The following is a 16,846-nucleotide window of genomic DNA, read 5'->3' as shown; positions in this document are numbered from 1 at the left end:
ACATTTTTAAAAACATGCTGTCACCAGTTCCACCCATTGTGAAGAGTTTAATCTGAGAGGGTTGTTTAGTCTTTGAACATTTCGCGATTAATACCGTATTTGGTCATCTTGTCGTAGAGAGTTTTACGTGCAATTTGTAAGGTGACCATGGTGTCTTTGATGCTACCGTTGTTACGCTCAAGGGCTTCTTCGATGAGTGATTGTTCATAAAAGCTAATTTTTTCGGCTAGGCTTAAGTCCTGAGCAAGTTCGTTCTCATTGTTTGAATCGCTGTATGAGGCAAAGGCTAGATCAGAGCCCAGCAATACAGCACGCTCGGCTTGATTTCTAAGCTCTCGCACATTGCCAGGCCAATCATAAGCAAGTAGTCGTTGTTTTGCCTCACTACTCAACGGTGCCGGTGGTTTATGAAAACGTGTAGCCGCTATTGAGCTAAAATGTTTAAAAAGTAATGGAATATCGGCTTTTCTGTCGCGCAATGCCGGAATACTCACTTTTACTAAATTTAGGCGGTAATAGAGATCGGCTCTAAACTCCCCTGCTTCGACCAGTGTCATTAAGTCTACTTTTGTGGCCGCAACTATGCGCACGTCTAAATCAATGGCGTGGTTATCACCTACAGGCGTTACTTTTCGCTCTTCAAGCACCCTCAATAACTTTACTTGTAAGCTTGCGGGTGTTGACTCTATTTCATCTAAAAATACAGTGCCGCCTTTAGCAAATTCAAACTTACCTTGGCGAGATTGCGTTGCACCAGTGTACGCGCCACTGGCTGCACCAAAAAGTTCACTCTCAATGAGTTGCTCAGGGATAGCGCCGCAGTTTATGGCAACAAAATTAGCCCCAGAACGATTACTTTGATCATGCAAGTAACGGGCAACTAACTCTTTGCCTGTGCCTGTTTCACCTTCTATTAAAACATCGGCGGGAGTGTCGATTACCGCATTGAGTAAATGCATCATTTGTTGCATTTGCTCTGTTTCACCTAAAATACGCACACCGGGCGCAGAGGTTTTCTCTACTGCTAATTTTAACGCGCGGTTTTCCATCACTAGAGCACGCTTTTCTGAAGCGCGAGCGATACAATCTAACAACTGCTCTGTTAGTGGCTTTTCAAATAAATCATAAGCGCCAAGCTGCATAGCTTTCACGGCAACAGATACATCAGCAAAGCCGGTAAGAAAAATAACCGGTAACTCGCTATCGAAGGCTTTAACTTGTTCTAAAAATGCCAAGCCATCCATTTTTGGCATGTTTATGTCGCTTAATACAATTCCCTCAAAACGACGACTCAATTTTGAAAGCGCCGCGGTTGGTTCACTAAAACACTGAACTTGATAACCTTCAATCTCAAGGAGTTGCTTTAATGAATCGCGGATCACCGCTTCGTCATCAATAACGATTACCTGATTACAGGTCGCTGCAACTACACTCATGATGGTTCCTTATTTGTTTGTAAGGTTATTATAAATTGTGCGCCGCCTTCAGGGCGGTTGTGCGCAGATAATCGACCGTTAAATGAGTCGATAATTTGTCGTGAAATCGATAAGCCCAAACCCAAACCATTGCTGGTTTTAGTACTGTAAAATGGCTCAAAGATGTTACCTAACGCGTGTTGATCAATACCCGGGCCCGTATCAAGAATAGAGAGTTTTACGCGGTCATCGAAAAGTTCGAGCTCAAAACTCAATTCGCGTTTTTCAGATTCACTCATTGCTTGGCTGGCATTAGTGATCACATTTACCAATACTTGTTCAAACTTAACGCTGTCAACCCACACGGTTATGTGTGCGTCAATATCAGCAGCTTTCACTTCGATATCGTCTTGTTTTAATTGTGCACTGGCAATCATTAAGGCATTTTTTAACATACTTGCGAGGCTTTGCTGCCTAAGTTGAGTTTGCGCCGGTTTACTAAAATGCTTAAGTTGCGCGACAATCTTATGGACACGCTCTATGAGTGACTGCACTAGCACTAAATTTTCACTGGCTTGCTCAATATTGCCTTTGATAAGTAACCGTTTTGCACTCACTAAATAAGTATTCATAGCACTTAAAGGCTGATTGATTTCATGATTAATGCCCGCACTTAATTGACCTATCGTTGCAAGTTTGGCTGTTTGGATCAGCGCTTTTTGGGCTTTTTCGAGCGCTTGAGTTCGCTCGATCACTTCTTGCTCAAGGCTGTGCCTTGAAAACAGAAGCTTTTTATAGCCAGCAAAACGCACCATAGCCATATGAATTAATACCACTGCAATGGCATAAAACACACAAAACCAGAGGAGCCTTGGGATTTGCGCAAGCTCAACATTCGTCACATCCACAAGCACATTAGCTTTAGCGTTTATAATATCTATTGTTTCTGTCGCACTGATAAAGCGCGCTTCTTTGCCATCAAGTTGAATACTTTGCTGAGCGGTTTTTTCACTTAATGGCTTGTTGGTGTACATGAGCAAACTTGGTTTATGTGATAAGTATCGGCGTGACTTAACCAAAGCGGCCATTTGTTCATCACTTAGTGTATTAAGTGACTTTAAACGCCAATCGGCGACATCCGACATCACAATCACGCTATCTTCTAGCGCGATATAAAAATGGGTGCTGTCTGATGCATTAAGAAGCTGGCGGTCTTGTTCAAACTTTTTAGCATTTACTTTTAACGTGACGACGGCAATCACTTTGCCCTTCTCTATAACGGGCTCTGAAAAGTAAATGCCCCGCTCACTGGAACGCATACCTAAAGCAAAATAAGCAACTTTTTCACCTTGCTTGGCTAAATAAAAATATGGCCGAAATGCAAAATTACTGCCCAAAAAGGTGTAATCAACTTGCCAGTTACTACTTGCCACGACCGAGCCTGTTAAATCCATTAAATAAACATCAGATGCACCGCTGGCTCGTTGAATATCTTCGAGGTAATAGTTAACAGCCTGTTCGCCAGTACCTTTATTAACCAAAAATGATTTAACCAAATCATTGGCGCTAACTAAGGTAGGAATAGTTTTAAAGCGGGCTAACTCGCTTGAAAAATAATGACTTAACTGAGTAGCTTGAACACGACTTTGTTGCTCTGCTTGTTGATAATCGTGAGCGCGTCCAAGGTAAAAAACTAACACAAGCAACAATAAAAGCATTGCACCTGCAAAAACTAACTTTTTACTTAATGACGACATTCAAACCTTTGAGATAAGCGCAACTAGAAATTGAACTGGTAGTGTAACGATAAATCTTCAGTTGTACCAGCAACTGCGCCATTGTCCATGCGTGGATCAAACACGTTATATTGTTTGCCTAACAGGTTTTCTGCCTTAAGCATTAGCTGGCTTTTGGCATTTAGCTGCCACTTTAAGCTACCGCCTAGCAAAGTATAGGCTGACTGTTTAAAATAGGCACCACTCACCGAGCTCACCTCAACTTTGTCTCGCCACAATACATTTAAACTTAGTTGCCAACTGTCAGATAAGTTATAACTAGTTACTAAGCTTGCAAACCGCTTGAAACTTGCATTAATTGGGTCTTCAAAGTATTGAGTATAGGTGCCTGTTACAGAGAACTCTTTATTTGATTGCCAAGTACCATCAAGTTCAATACCACTGTTTTGGCTATTAAAGGAGTTTGCAAAGGTAAATAAGGCATCATTAGATTGTGTAGGTTCAATGTTTATAAAGTCGTTTAATTCATTATAAAAAAGCACTGCATTAGCTTGTAACTCAGATGTTTGAAAATGCCAAACCAGCTCAGTAGTTTTTACTGACTCAGAGCGAAGTGCCGGGTTGCCTACTGTGACATCATCATTTGAAAAAAGCTCGTTAGTAACAGGTGTTCTGAATGACTCGCCATATTGTAACTTAACGGTATGCTCTGGGTTTATGACATATACACCAGCAAGACGAGGCGAAAGTTTGCTGTCGATGTTGTTCACATCGTCATAGCGTGCTCCAACATATAGAGTAAATGCTTTTGTGTAAGGGATTTTTAGTTGCCCATACGCACTATATGTTTCAAAGGTGTATTTGAGGGCCGCAAACTCAGGAAAATCCATAACAGTAACAATACCTTGCTGATAATAGCTAGGATCTATAATTATCAGACCTGATTGGTCGTCGTAATAACTGGTGCGAATTCCAGCTTCAACTTGTTTAGCCTCTGAGTACTCTACTCCTGCAGCAAGCTGCCATTGATTATTAAATTGATAACTCAACTCAGTTTCAAACTTACTATCTGTAGTTTGCCAAGCTGGGCCAACTAAAAAGTCAGGCATATCATCAAATGCAACTATTAAACCTGCGCTAGAAATATTATGCTCAGTGTATGAATAACTTGAGTCAAGCTTTAGCTTATCGTTATTAACCCAGTTATATTTAATGCCAACAAAGGTGTTATCACTAGTATGTTGGTTTTGCTTTGAGTAGCCTGCAAGGTTTAAAAACTCATCGAGTTCTGTTTTGTTGTAACGAGCACTTAGTTTGAGCTTTTTGTAATCAACACCCGCTTCGAGATAAATTGCTTCAAGTGGATCTTTAACCCCTTGCGGATAGCTTTCACCGTCTTTTTGATCATAAGAAAATGTCGCATACACAGCGGTACTGTCATTAACAGTGCGGTTAAACTGCCCTATTGCCCCATAGCGACCATTATTGCCAACCACGAGTTGTATAGCATTTCGCTCTTTAGAGGTAACAATATTCATCACCCCTAAAAACGCATTACTACCATAAATCGCTGAGCCTGGACCGCGGATAAACTCTATTTTTTCGATGACTTCAATAGGAATATAAGGCATGTAAACAGAGGCTTTGCCAAATGATGACTCATTAACTCGCTCACCATTGATCATCACTAATACATTACCGCTATCAAGATAAACGCCTCGTGCATGATCTTTAGGCACGGCGCCAACCCAGTCTCCACGAGTTGATTGCATACCTGGTACGAAGTTCATTATCTCATACGCATTATCGATACCAAGTGCTTGAATTTGCTTGCGGTTAAACACCGTCATAGTAGAAGGAACTGACGACAAGGTCTCAGTAGTTTTAGTTGCCAGATCAACATGTACCTCAAGCAAGTCCTCAAAACTTAAAGAAAATAAGTCTTGTTCTTCAGTTGAATGAGCAACCGAAGAGATGGTTGAAGCAACTACAATTGAAAAAAGTGCTGAACATCTTAATAGCTTCACGCTGCGAGATACCTGTACTAATAGCCCATGCTGCAAAAGCAACACACTGTTTACACTATTAATACAAAAGATTGGCAAGCTTGCAATGTTTTTATAATTTTAGTTGAAGAGTTCTCGGAAGTAGATACAAAAAACCCATTTTAAACTAAAAATGGGTTTTAATATGAAGCTTAATTAAGCTGTTTCAATATTACCTGTACGCTTTGCTTTGATGTACTTATATAAACCAATAAGTGACGCTGCTATCCAGAAAATTTCGATAACAAAACTAGCAAGGTTAAAGTTATAACAAAGACTAATCAGTAACAGAATTGCCCCTGTTAAGTTCATCATGTTATACACAAGGCCGGTTGGCGATGCTTTATTCAGTTGTAATAAAAAGAAAGCACCAACCACTAAGAATGTGCCTGTCATGCCAATAATATCAAATAAAAGTGCTATCACGTGCGTGAATCCATTTTGTTCATGTGTTTATACCCATACAACTGGCCCAATCCATGGGGAGGGTTGTTTTCATTCATTGAAACAGCAAACCGGTCAATAGTATCAGAGCATGAGGAAGAAACGAGGATAAATGTCCGTATTTTAAACCTATTTATGCGTCACCTTACCACCGATAATTTTTAGAGCAGGTGCGCCACGGATCATGGTCTCGCGGGCAAATTGACGTTGGCAGTCAGGGCAAATGCCTGTTTCATTGGTAAAGTCTTGGCTAATACGCTCAACAAAGCATTTAACCAAGGCCCCTTTTCCACCTTTGCGGTATTTAAATAATTGGCTTTTACATTGTGAGCAAAAAATATCGACTGTTTTAGTTGGGCCTTTTTTATTTGGTTTAGCCATTAACTACCCGATTTTACTTCTAAAACACTGATCCTACCATGTTAAGACCACAGTCCCAAAACAAGGCCAATAAGCGAAAACTGTAATATAGAGTAACTTGCATTCACCAAAAAAAGCTTTAATGGACGCTGCTCAAAAATATAACCAATCCCCAAGGCACAGCTAACCCAACATAAACCAATAATAAAGCCAGTACCTACTGCCACTCCTACATTGACGTGCGAGCCAATGAATAAGGATAAACTAAAGGCGATTATGCAGCATAAAATAAAACTACCACCAAAGACTTTAATTGGATTGATACTTTGTAAATCAAGCTCTGTTAAACCACAGCTTTCCATCCAAATTCGCTTAAATAGCCAAGGTGAGTACCACAGCGCGCCTAGAAGAAATGAGGCAAGGCCAGCAAAAAAAATAGCAAAAAAATTAAGTTCTGAAAAATGCATATTGCAAACTCATACAACGAACAGTACTAATTTGACTGTAGTTAAGGATCTGCGATGCAGCAAACCAAAAAGACTTAGATTTATACCTGTCTACATCAAAATAATACTTTAGGATGTCACTTAACACGCGTTCCCACCAAGGAAACAGCTTGTTTATTGTTGAACTGGTTTTTTTTGTAATTTGCGCTGCAAAGTTCGCCTGTGCATATTGAGTTGTCGTGCTGTTTCGGAAATATTGCCATTATTACTATGGAGTACATGTTGAATATGCTCCCATTCTAATCGCTCTGGCGACATAACTTGGCTCGGCTTTGTATCTTCTAATAATGGGTTTGCTTCAGCGTCACCCAATATTGTTTTGAATAATGAATTAAAATCAACAGGTTTTGGTAGGTAGTCGTCAGCACCTAAACGAATTGCTTCAACAGCACTAGCAATACTTGCAAAACCGGTTAATAGCACAATGCGAGCAGTTGGAAACTGTGTTCTTATCGGTTTAATTAAGGTTAAGCCATTGTCGTCACCGAGTTTTAGATCAACCAAATAGTGGCTCGCATCAACATCGTTTAGTTTTTGCATTGCTTGCTCTTTATTATGGGCAAGCTCACATGCAAAGCCATGTTTTGTAAAACGCCTTGCCAGTGTGGTGGCAAGGTTTACATCATCTTCGATTATTAACAGTTTCATACGATCTTAAGACTTACGGTGGCAATTGCACCCAGCTGTTGGTGATTACATAGCGTTAATGAACCATCTAAACGCTCTAAAGTTACATTTGATAGCAGTACTGCCATACCCATACCGCTTTTGCTAGGCATTAACTGCCCTCCTAGTGCGGACATTTGTTGCTCACTAAAACCTGGCCCAAAATCTCTTAAAGAAAGCGACAGTTGTTGGTTATCTATTTGCCAGTTAGCTTCTATGGTATTTTGTTGGTTTTTTATATTCGCTAAAACTGCATTTTGTAACAAGTTCAAAATTGCTGGTAATAACATAGCATCACTCAAAATGGAGCACTGTGGCGCATCATTGAGCCACTGTAAGCTTTGCTCAGGAAAATGCAATGTCATGGCATCTTCAATTGTATGCTGTAATGTTTGAGCGCTGATCACCTTTTGTGTTTCACCGGTTCTTAAGGCATTTGATAGTGCCCTAAAATGTTCAAGTTGCTGTTTACACTGTGCCAATGGCTTAGCCATTTCTTGCACAATGGGATCATCAGCTTGTTGTTCTTGCAACTCTTCAAATAAAAGCTGCAAATTTGCAAGAGGTGTTGCTAATTGATGCGTAACTTGCGCGGCAGCACCGTCGAGTGTTAATAGCTGCTCATGCCTAAGTTGCTGTTCACGGGCCTTTGCAATAGTAGCTTCTCTGGCCCTTAACGTGCTATTTAATGTGCCAATAACAAATGCGATAACAATGGCGCTGATAACAAAATTAATCCACATGCCAATAAAATGATGAGTCATTTGCATTTGGTGCATGGTGTGTTCAGGCATCTTTATCAATAAAAAGCTATAAGCTGCAATTGCCAGCACAGCGGTATAGGCAAGTCCTTTGGCATTAACAGATACCGCAGCTATCATAATGGGTAACAACAATAACGACACAAACGCGTTAGTTGCTCCACCACTCAATGACAAAAGTATCGTCAAAAACAATAAATCAGCAGTTAACTGCATTAATACAGCAGAAGGTTTCGCTTTTGTTACTTTTCGATAAGCAAATATGCTCAACAGCTGAAAAATAGCTTCAATTAGAATAACGGATAGTAAAGGCAGTAAGGCAATTTGATGTTCAAATAAGAAGTACACAACCATTACAGCAATAAATTGCACTGCAATTGCGGCACTTCTTAACACCAGTAAGCGGCTAAGAGCCGGATCAGTTTGCATAGCAGAGGTGTTAATGATTATTCATCATCCATAGAAATTGTAAAAACAGCACATGGCGTGCCTTGATGAAACACCATTTGCCATTGTTTACCGTTAAAACGCCACAATGACATACGAATTGAATAGTTAAATTCTGAGCGAACAGATCGTCTAAAGGCCGCCTGATAGCTCAATTGCGCTATGTTCTCGCTAAGCATACGGCCTTTAAAATGTTGGTTGTAAAACTGCGGTACCACCTCAGTCGGCAAACGGGTTAATACTTGGAACTTATTAAAAGACGTGCCATCTGCTGCAATTTCGATGAAGTCATCATCTAGCAAAGCATCAAGTGCTTCTGCAGATTGTCTTACCTCAGGCTCTAACAACTGCCTTTCGGCATCAATCAAATGATTAAATAAAGTTTCTTTAATTTTGCCGCCCATAGTAACCCTTACTGTTTGAGCACTTTACCGCCCTTCATAACAAAGTTAACTTGTCTAAGTTCACTAATGTTATCAAGCACATTCATATTAACGCTGATAATATCTGCTTGTTTACCAACACTCAAGTCACCTAGGTTATCACTTTGGCCTAATAGTTTAGCAGCTTCAACAGTTGCGGACTTAATTGCCTCTTTAGGTGTCATACCGTATTTAACCAGTAATTCAAATTCTTTGGCATTATCACCATGCTTAGACACCCCTGAATCAGTACCAAAAGCAATTTTCACGTTATTTTTAAGCGCTAACTTAAACGATGCTTCCATCTTGGGCGCTACAACTTCTACTTTATCAGCAATTGCTTTTGGCATATTTGGGTTATTCTGCACTTCTTCTTTTACTGTAGCACCAGCGAGTAAAGTTGGGACTAAATAAGCATCTTGCTTTTTAAATAATTTAACGGTTTCTTTATCTAAAAATGAACCATGTTCTATTGAATCAACCCCTGCTCTGAGTGCCGCTTTTATACCTTCTGTGCCATGAGCATGGGCCGTTACCTTGCGACCTAAATGATGAGCCGTGTTAACAATGGCACTGAGCTCTTCATCAGTAAATTGTTGATTCACACCCGCAGCAGTATTACTTAACACACCACCTGTCGCGGTAATTTTAATCACATCGGCACCACTTTTGATAACATCGCGTACCGCACGAGTACAATCATCAGCACCATCACACACACCCAAGCCACCGCCTTGTGTTGCTTTGGTAATATCACGACGATAGCCATGCATGTCACCGTGACCACCGGTCGGTGTGATCATGTCTCCTGCAGCAAAAATACGCGGACCAACAATGTCGCCACGTTCAACAGCTCGTCTTAATGGGAAGATAACTTGATAGCTGCTACCAAGGTCGCGCACAGAAGTAAAACCGGCATCGACTGTGTGCTGTAAATATTTTAGAGAACGAAGTGCATAATCTGCTTCGTATTCAGTTGCCCATTGGTGTGGGTTACGCTTTGCATCTCGCTCAAAGGTAACATGAACGTGCATATCAATCAGGCCTGGTAAAACCATCTGATTTTTTAAATCAATAACATCTGCATTACTAAGGTTTAACTGCTGTTTTGTTAAATAGCCTGCTTTAATTGCAGTAATTTTGTTATCGTCAATAACCAGTGTTTGCTGCTCTTTGACATCTTGCTCAGTGCCTACCAGCATTTTTCCAGCGTGAATAATGGTGGTTTGTGCATTAACCGTAAACGAAGATAATAAGGACAGTACCGATAATGTGCTTATTTTTAAGTTTATTTTTTTCATAATCGCCTCTTTTTTATACTAGGTTTAACTTAAATATCGAACAAATGCCATTATTTACGACGCAGTAAAGCGTTAAGCTAGTGTTGAGAGGTGATTTTTGGTATAACTTTGAAAAATTTTAACAAGTCTGACCACATAAAGAGAACACATTATGTCTTATGCCCAAATTACTGGCTGGGGTAAATGTATACCACCCGCTAGCATTAGCAACGATGAAATAAGTAACATTGTTGATACCAACGATGAATGGATCACTACACGTACAGGCATTAAATCTCGCCGTGTCAGCCATGTTTCTACTGCTGAACTTGCTACTGTTGCTGCAAAACATGCCCTAGCTTGTGCTGGCGTTGACGGCAAGGACATAGACTTAGTGTTATTAGCAACCTGTACACCATCAACGATGGTGGCTAATACCGCTTCATTAGTGCAAAAAAACATTGGCGCTGTTGGCGCTGCAGCAATGGATACTAACGCTGCATGTTCAGGCTTTTTATACGCTTTACAAGCTGCCACAGCACAAATTCGTGCCGGTATGATTAAAAAGGCCGTGGTTATTGCTGCTGAGCGCATGACTTGGTATGTCAACTGGTCACGTCGAGACAGTGCTGTACTGTTTGGTGATGGTGCGGGTGCCGTTGTGTTAGAAGCCTCAGATACGCCATCAGGCTTACTCGCGACTAAAACAGGCTGTGATAGTGAAGACCGCGATATCCTGCATATTGAGAACTTTGGTAGCGATTTAAATAAATATGAGCCAATTGGTCCGTCAAACTTATTATTCGAAGGTCGCGAAATCTTCAAACGTGCAGTTAAAGGCATGAGTGAAGCCTGTGATGACGTGCTAAACCAAGCGCAATTGCAACTTGATGATATTGATGTATTAGTTCCTCACCAAGCTAATTTACGTATCATACAAGCCATTCAGCAACGCTTAAAAGTAGCTGACGACAAAGTCATGGTGAACATTGCCGATTACGGTAATACGTCTGCAGCGACAATTGCAATTGCAATTTGTGAAGCTGTTGAGCAAGGCCTTATCAAGCCTAACTCAAACATTATGTCAGCAGCCTTTGGTGCTGGTTTAACTTGGGCTGCAAGTTATATTAAATGGGGCGATCGTGTGACACCAATTGCGGTATCTGATGCTGCTCTACCTGAGTGTGATAAAACAGGTCTTGAACTTGTTGCACCAGCTGTTGCGGCATGTAAAGCGGCAGAGTAATACCCTACACTCATTAATAGAAAAGCGCGGCTTAGTCCGCGTTTTTTTATGAGCATAAAAGGATTAGACCATGGAATTATTAGGCATACATCACGCTGCAATCATCTGTAGCAACTATGAAAAGTCAAAGCACTTCTATAGTGAAGTTTTAAAACTGCCGATTATTCACGAACTATACCGCGCTGAACGTGACTCGTATAAATTAGATTTAGCGCTTCCTGATGGCAGCCAATTAGAGTTGTTTTCGTTTCCTGGCGCGCCACAAAGACCAAGCTACCCAGAAGCTCAAGGGCTTCGCCATTTAGCGTTTAAAGTTGCCGATATTGCAAAATCAAAACACTATTTAGAAACACAAGGTATTAGCGTAGAAGAAATAAGAGTGGATGAAATCACCGGGAAGCAATTTACATTTTTTGCCGATCCCGATGATTTACCGTTAGAGCTATATCAACTCTAAATTATTGAAAACGATCTTGTAGATAATTAAACACGGCACGAATGCCCAATGCTTCACCGCCTGCAGGACGACCCGGCAATGAGCGTACGTTCCAAGCCATCACATCAAAGTGAACCCAAGGCGTGCTTGGTTCAATAAACTCTTTTAAGTAAAGCGCGGCAGTGATTGCACCACCAAATGGCGTTGAAGCACAATTGGCGATATCTGCTACATCACTTTTTAATAATGCTTTGTATTGATCAAATAAAGGAAGTTGCCAAACAGGGTCATGACAGCTTTCGCCTGCATCTATTAATTTGTTCGCAACATCGCGATTATTGGCGAAAAAGCCTGGTAATTCAGTACCTAATGCTACTCGGCAAGCGCCTGTTAGGGTTGCAAAGTCTACGATTAGATCTGGATTATCGTTTTGTGCTTCAGCAAGTGCATCACACAGAACTAAACGGCCTTCGGCATCGGTGTTATCAATTTCAACAGTGATCCCTTTACGTGTTTTGATCACATCACCTGGTCTAAATGCATTTCTAGAAACCGCATTTTCAACCGCAGGTACCAATACACGTAAGCGAATTGGTAAGTTGGCAGCCATAATTAACTGTGCAAGGCCAATAACATGCGCGGCACCGCCCATGTCTTTTTTCATGTTACGCATACCAGAACTTGGTTTTAAATCTAAACCGCCAGAATCAAAGCAAACACCCTTACCAACTAAGGTAATCTGCGGAGCATCTTTTGCACCCCAACGTAAATCAAGTAACCGCGGTTTGTTTTCCGAAGCACGACCAACCATGTGAATCGTTGGGTAATTTTGCTCTAATAATTCATCACCCACCCATTCGCTGAACTCACCATCAAAGGTGTCAGCTAAATCAGCCATCACTTGTGATAAATGTTGTGGCATCATATCTGCAGCAGGTGTATTGACTAAATCACGCACTAAATTAATTGCGCTGGCATGCTCAGTTAAACGCTTAACTAGGCTCTCATCAGCAATAGCAAGCTGCGCTCGCGGTGAAGCTTTTTCTTTATATTCACTAAACTCGTACCCACCTAACACAAAACCAAGTGCAACTTGCTCAACGAAAGTGTCATCACCCTGGATTTGATAGCAACCTGCAGGAAGCTTCGTAGATAGGTCGCCTGCTAACCAAAAGTCATTAAGATCATTAACTAAGCAATAAACATGCTCCAATGAACCCGACTCACTATCAGCAATAAGGGCAATGCCTTTATTTTTAAAATCACAGTTTGATAACCAGTTTTGAAGTGATTGTGGTTGCTCAGTTAACCAATCGGTAAGATTTGCTTTTGCAATAAAAGAAAGGGGAATACCCGTTGAAGAATGGCGAATTAATGCACTCATTAAACGACTCGTTATAAAGAAAAGATAACTAAGCATACCAATATCTTGGTACAAAAGGTATAGGCAAAATCAGATTGCCAAACCCAAATCAGTGTTTGTTTTGCTTCTCTTTTTCTTCTTTTTCGACTTGTTGGTCTAGCTCTTTAAGTGACTTATTAATATTGAATGAACTTGGTAATACATCAACACCAACCCACTGCCCTAACTTAACAACAAGGGGGATGGTAATGGGTGCAAATGGCAATACAGCAAATACACCCAAACCTAAGCCTTTCAAGATATCTAAGAATTGTTCATTAGCAGTATGTAACTCTTCTTTACTAGCTAGGCCTTGAGTGTACCGCCTATATATATGAAGCATTTCTTTGGTTTCTTGCTTTTCTTGAGCAAGCGCGATTTTAAGTGCTACCATAGCGCGCTTAAAACGTAATGTTTGACGCTTTTTGGTAATTTTGGCTACTCTGAACGGAGCCCTATGAATAACTTTGTATAATCGCATTTAGGTATTTTCACACAGCATACGAAGTTCACAAAGCATAATTTACTTATATTAGTTTTTGACTTATCCTTAGCACTCTATTATTAATTATTTTTCATTAATTCAAATGGACCAAAAACAACTAAAGGACGAGCAAAAACCAACAAAGCCCGCTTCTGATGAATGTTGCGGTGGTGGTAGCTGTTGCCCATGCGTGTGGGATGAATACAAAGAAAAGCTTCAACAGTGGCAACTACTGAACGATAAGCAACAAACAAAATAGACCGTTCCAATTCCTTTTTTGCCTACATTTCACTCAAAACTTTCTGTTTTTAAAATTTTTTTAGATATTTTATATAAATTTTCACAAAAAAATGAATCGCAAAGAATAAATTATCCCCTTAAAATTCATACACATAATCCAAATAAAGTGAATACCAGAATAACCAACACAACCAAAACAACATTAAATTAACAATTTGCAAATTATTTTCACAGTCTGTATAAGTTATTTACACCAATTTAGAGTTGGTGACCTAATCATAACTATTCTAACTGGGGAAGTCAGAATGAAATTCAAAAATAGCGCGCTGCAACAAGCAATTAAATTTGCTTTAGCAACAACAACTGTAGGTCTGTTTGTATCTGGATCTGTAATTGCGGCAGAAGAAGCAACTGAAGAAACAAAGGTTAATAAAAATGTAGAGAAGATTGCGGTAGTTGGTACCCGCTCTGCACCTCGCTCAATCGGTGACTCACCGGTACCAATCGATATCATCGGTGGTGAAGAGCTAGACAAAGGTGGTAACACCGATATGCTTGAGCTACTAAAAGGCTCTGTACCATCTTTTAACGTTCACCAAAACCCAATCAGTGATGCTGCATCACTTGTTCGTCCAGCAAACTTACGTGGTCTTCCTTCTGACAGTACACTTGTGCTTGTTAACGGTAAACGCCGTCACCGTGCATCAGTAATCGCTTTCTTAGGTGGTGGTATTAATGATGGTGCTCAGGGTGCCGATATCTCAGTTATTCCAAGCATTGCTTTAAAACAAGTTGAAGTACTTCGTGATGGTGCAGCAGCTCAATACGGTTCTGATGCAATCGCCGGTGTAATGAACTTTGTATTAAAAGATGCCTCAGAAGGTGGCTCTTTCGAAATTCGTCAAGGCGAATACTATGAAGGCGATGGCGATACAACGCAAATTTCAGGTAACGTGGGCTTACCATTTACCGATAGCGGCTTTGCTAACTTAAGCTTCCAATATAAAACAGCTGACGCGACAAGCCGTTCAGTTCAACGCCCAGATGCTGCTGCACTTAACGCAGCGGGTGTACCAGAAGTATCTTCTCTTGCGCAAGTTTGGGGTGCACCTGAGGTTGATGACGATATCTCTATCTTCGGTAACATCGGTTTAGATATAAGCAACACAGCGCAATTCTATATGTTTGGTAACTACTCTGAGCGTGATGTACGTGGTGGTTTCTACTATCGTAACCCACATACTCGTCCGGGTGTTTATTCAAATGATGGCGGTGAAACACTACTTGTTGGTGATTTAACTGGCGATATGAGCGGTAACTGTCCTACCGATATCATGATTGATGATAACGTTTTAGATAACCAAAGATACATCGATCTAGTTGCTAACAACCCAGATTGTTTTGCGTTTAACGAAATGCTTCCGGGCGGTTTTACACCTAACTTCGGTGGTAACATCACAGATACTGCACTAACAATTGGTACTAAAGGTGAAATCACATCTGGTTTCCTTGAAGGTGCATACTATGACTTAAGCGGTACAGTAGGTTACAACGAATCACGCTATTTCATTTATGACACAATCAATGCGTCATTAGGCCCAGACAGCCCGCGTGACTTTAGCCCTGGTAAGTACTCACAATTAGAGAAAAACTTTAACGCTGATTTATCAAAAGGTTTTGACTTTGGTTTAGCGTATGACGTTAACGTTGCTGGTGGTCTTGAATGGCACGAAGAAACATTTACAGTTGTATCTGGCGACGTAGCTTCATTTACTGCGGGCCCTCTAACAGAGCAAGGTTTTGGTATCGGTTCAAATGGTTTCCCTGGTTTCAAACCATCTGATGCAGGCGAATATACACGTCGTAACTATGCAGCGTACGTTGATGTTGAAGCACCATTCACTGACGACTTCCTAATGGGTTTAGCGCTACGTTATGAAGATTACGATACATTCGGTTCAACAACTAACTATAAGTTAACTGCTCAATACCACGTAACTGAAGACCTGAATATTCGTGGTTCAATCAGTACTGGTTTCCGTGCTCCTACTGTTGGTCAAGCTAACGTAAGTAACGTACAAACAAACTTAAGCAGCGGTGTACTAGTTGACTCAGCACTATTACCACCAACAAACCCTATTGCTGTGCAATTAGGTGGTACAGAACTTCAACCTGAAGAATCGCAAAGCTACACTTTTGGTGCAGTATGGACAATTGGCGACTTATTCTTCACTATTGATTACTACAACATCCAAGTTGATGATCGTATCAGTCAATCAGACAAAATTGAGTTGAGCCAAGCAGACAAAGACACGCTTGAAGCGGCTGGTGTACCAAACGTACAAAACTTAGCGCAAGTAAGCTTCTTCACAAATGACTTTGATACAACAACACAAGGTGTTGACGCTGTTGCAAACTATTCAACTGAATTATTAGGTGGTAGTTCAACATTCAGCTTAGCGTATAACTGGAACGACACTGAAGTAACTAAGTCGAGCCCAATTACAGGTGAATTTAAAGTAAGCCGTTTAGAAAATGACTTACCAAATCACCGTGCAACGCTTAGCTGGGCACAACAGTGGGAGAACTTCTCTGCATTTACACGTGTTAACTACTATGGCGAATACCAAGGCGTTCACGTAGATTACGATGCAACAGCTAAAACAGCTGATGCAGCAGTAACAATTGATGCAGAAGTTACTTACTTCCTAACTGAAGAAATTAGCTTGTCAGTTGGTGCGACAAACTTATTCGACCAAGAAGCAGAAAAGCTTGATTTCTTCGACCGTACTGGCATCCCTAATAACAACTGGGGTGGTAAATACTACGAGACTTCACCATATGGTATTAACGGTGGCTTCTATTACGTGAAAGCTACATATACTTTCTAAATAGAGGTGCTTTCTAGGTTGAGAGATCAACCTAGAGAGTCTATACCCCAGACTTTTCTGGATAT

At 40.7% G+C, this 16,846-nt stretch carries 16 protein-coding genes; 4 read left to right on the top strand and 12 right to left on the bottom strand.

Features of this window, described 5'->3' with window-relative positions; all coding sequences use genetic code 11:
- Positions 1-65: 65 nt before the first annotated feature.
- The 10 genes from L1267_RS01305 to L1267_RS01260 all read right to left on the bottom strand — a co-directional run bounded on the left by L1267_RS01305 (position 66) and on the right by L1267_RS01260 (position 10,103).
- Positions 66-1,436 carry a sigma-54-dependent transcriptional regulator gene (locus L1267_RS01305; RefSeq protein ID WP_199526927.1) on the bottom strand — a complete coding sequence of 457 codons (1,371 nt, stop codon included), beginning with the start codon at positions 1,434-1,436 and terminating at the stop codon, positions 66-68.
- Positions 1,433-3,172, bottom strand: a complete 1,740-nt coding sequence (locus L1267_RS01300; protein WP_235381870.1) for a sensor histidine kinase — start codon at positions 3,170-3,172, stop codon at positions 1,433-1,435. The genes L1267_RS01305 and L1267_RS01300 overlap by 4 nt, the downstream gene beginning before the upstream one ends.
- 23 nt (positions 3,173-3,195) lie before the next feature.
- Positions 3,196-5,178 carry a TonB-dependent receptor plug domain-containing protein gene (locus tag L1267_RS01295; protein WP_235381869.1) on the bottom strand — a complete coding sequence of 661 codons (1,983 nt, stop codon included), beginning with the start codon at positions 5,176-5,178 and terminating at the stop codon, positions 3,196-3,198.
- Between the two features lie 174 nt (positions 5,179-5,352).
- Positions 5,353-5,622: a CBU_0592 family membrane protein gene (locus tag L1267_RS01290; RefSeq protein ID WP_135926521.1), complete on the bottom strand. Its 270-nt coding sequence runs from the start codon at positions 5,620-5,622 to the stop codon at positions 5,353-5,355.
- Between the two features lie 147 nt (positions 5,623-5,769).
- Positions 5,770-6,021 carry a hypothetical protein gene (locus tag L1267_RS01285; RefSeq protein ID WP_055021979.1) on the bottom strand — a complete coding sequence of 84 codons (252 nt, stop codon included), beginning with the start codon at positions 6,019-6,021 and terminating at the stop codon, positions 5,770-5,772.
- A 41-nt stretch (positions 6,022-6,062) separates the two neighbouring features.
- A complete protein-coding gene (locus L1267_RS01280; RefSeq protein WP_135926519.1) occupies positions 6,063-6,467 on the bottom strand; it encodes a DUF1761 domain-containing protein in 405 nt (134 codons plus the stop codon).
- Positions 6,468-6,620: 153 nt separating this feature from the next.
- Complete coding sequence (locus L1267_RS01275; RefSeq protein ID WP_235381868.1) at positions 6,621-7,154, bottom strand: response regulator transcription factor; 534 nt, start codon at positions 7,152-7,154, stop codon at positions 6,621-6,623.
- Entirely contained in the window at positions 7,151-8,362 is a 1,212-nt protein-coding gene (locus L1267_RS01270; RefSeq protein ID WP_235381867.1) for an ATP-binding protein, read from the bottom strand. Before L1267_RS01270 ends, L1267_RS01275 begins: the two co-directional genes overlap by 4 nt.
- A gap of 17 nt (positions 8,363-8,379) precedes the next feature.
- On the bottom strand, positions 8,380-8,784 hold the full coding sequence (locus L1267_RS01265; RefSeq protein WP_235381866.1) for a nuclear transport factor 2 family protein: 405 nt from the start codon (positions 8,782-8,784) through the stop codon (positions 8,380-8,382).
- An 8-nt stretch (positions 8,785-8,792) separates the two neighbouring features.
- Positions 8,793-10,103 (bottom strand): metal-dependent hydrolase family protein, encoded by a 1,311-nt coding sequence (locus L1267_RS01260; RefSeq protein WP_235381865.1) that lies wholly within the window; start codon positions 10,101-10,103, stop codon positions 8,793-8,795.
- 151 nt (positions 10,104-10,254) lie between these two features.
- Here L1267_RS01260 and L1267_RS01255 point away from each other — a divergent pair, with 151 nt between their 5' ends.
- Together L1267_RS01255 and gloA2 are read left to right on the top strand one after the other, a co-directional pair.
- On the top strand, positions 10,255-11,328 hold the full coding sequence (locus L1267_RS01255) for a ketoacyl-ACP synthase III (RefSeq protein WP_138558284.1): 1,074 nt from the start codon (positions 10,255-10,257) through the stop codon (positions 11,326-11,328).
- Positions 11,329-11,398: 70 nt separating this feature from the next.
- Positions 11,399-11,785 carry an SMU1112c/YaeR family gloxylase I-like metalloprotein gene (gene gloA2 / locus L1267_RS01250; protein WP_135926513.1) on the top strand — a complete coding sequence of 129 codons (387 nt, stop codon included), beginning with the start codon at positions 11,399-11,401 and terminating at the stop codon, positions 11,783-11,785.
- A 1-nt stretch (position 11,786) separates the two neighbouring features.
- Here the strand turns inward: gloA2 and L1267_RS01245 are convergent, their stop codons facing one another.
- The gene (locus L1267_RS01245; RefSeq protein ID WP_135926512.1) at positions 11,787-13,148 is read right to left on the bottom strand and encodes a leucyl aminopeptidase family protein; all 1,362 of its coding nucleotides are present in this window, start codon (positions 13,146-13,148) and stop codon (positions 11,787-11,789) included.
- Between the two features lie 88 nt (positions 13,149-13,236).
- Positions 13,237-13,647 carry a hypothetical protein gene (locus L1267_RS01240; protein ID WP_135926511.1) on the bottom strand — a complete coding sequence of 137 codons (411 nt, stop codon included), beginning with the start codon at positions 13,645-13,647 and terminating at the stop codon, positions 13,237-13,239.
- A 106-nt stretch (positions 13,648-13,753) separates the two neighbouring features.
- Between L1267_RS01240 and L1267_RS01235 the strand changes: the two genes are divergently transcribed.
- Together L1267_RS01235 and L1267_RS01230 are read left to right on the top strand one after the other, a co-directional pair.
- Positions 13,754-13,909, top strand: a complete 156-nt coding sequence (locus L1267_RS01235; protein ID WP_135926510.1) for an oxidoreductase-like domain-containing protein — start codon at positions 13,754-13,756, stop codon at positions 13,907-13,909.
- 286 nt (positions 13,910-14,195) lie between these two features.
- Complete coding sequence (locus L1267_RS01230) at positions 14,196-16,781, top strand: TonB-dependent receptor plug domain-containing protein (RefSeq protein WP_235381864.1); 2,586 nt, start codon at positions 14,196-14,198, stop codon at positions 16,779-16,781.
- Positions 16,782-16,846 lie beyond the last annotated feature (65 nt).

Source organism: Pseudoalteromonas sp. OFAV1, from assembly GCF_021532595.1.
Classification (GTDB): domain Bacteria; phylum Pseudomonadota; class Gammaproteobacteria; order Enterobacterales; family Alteromonadaceae; genus Pseudoalteromonas; species Pseudoalteromonas lipolytica_C.
The sequence above is the reverse complement of the archived record's forward strand: the minus strand, read 5'-3'. Positions and strand labels throughout refer to the sequence as shown.

Coding starts and splice junctions, on each gene's coding strand:
- L1267_RS01255 (WP_138558284.1), top strand. CDS start 10,255: ATGTCTTATGCCCAAATTACTGGCTGGGGTAAATGTATACCACCCGCT.
- L1267_RS01275 (WP_235381868.1), bottom strand. CDS start 7,154: ATGAAACTGTTAATAATCGAAGATGATGTAAACCTTGCCACCACACTG.
- L1267_RS01265 (WP_235381866.1), bottom strand. CDS start 8,784: ATGGGCGGCAAAATTAAAGAAACTTTATTTAATCATTTGATTGATGCC.
- L1267_RS01270 (WP_235381867.1), bottom strand. CDS start 8,362: ATGCAAACTGATCCGGCTCTTAGCCGCTTACTGGTGTTAAGAAGTGCC.
- L1267_RS01245 (WP_135926512.1), bottom strand. CDS start 13,148: ATGAGTGCATTAATTCGCCATTCTTCAACGGGTATTCCCCTTTCTTTT.
- L1267_RS01260 (WP_235381865.1), bottom strand. CDS start 10,103: ATGAAAAAAATAAACTTAAAAATAAGCACATTATCGGTACTGTCCTTA.
- L1267_RS01230 (WP_235381864.1), top strand. CDS start 14,196: ATGAAATTCAAAAATAGCGCGCTGCAACAAGCAATTAAATTTGCTTTA.
- L1267_RS01285 (WP_055021979.1), bottom strand. CDS start 6,021: ATGGCTAAACCAAATAAAAAAGGCCCAACTAAAACAGTCGATATTTTT.
- L1267_RS01280 (WP_135926519.1), bottom strand. CDS start 6,467: ATGCATTTTTCAGAACTTAATTTTTTTGCTATTTTTTTTGCTGGCCTT.
- L1267_RS01235 (WP_135926510.1), top strand. CDS start 13,754: ATGGACCAAAAACAACTAAAGGACGAGCAAAAACCAACAAAGCCCGCT.
- L1267_RS01305 (WP_199526927.1), bottom strand. CDS start 1,436: ATGAGTGTAGTTGCAGCGACCTGTAATCAGGTAATCGTTATTGATGAC.
- gloA2 (WP_135926513.1), top strand. CDS start 11,399: ATGGAATTATTAGGCATACATCACGCTGCAATCATCTGTAGCAACTAT.
- L1267_RS01300 (WP_235381870.1), bottom strand. CDS start 3,172: ATGTCGTCATTAAGTAAAAAGTTAGTTTTTGCAGGTGCAATGCTTTTA.
- L1267_RS01240 (WP_135926511.1), bottom strand. CDS start 13,647: ATGCGATTATACAAAGTTATTCATAGGGCTCCGTTCAGAGTAGCCAAA.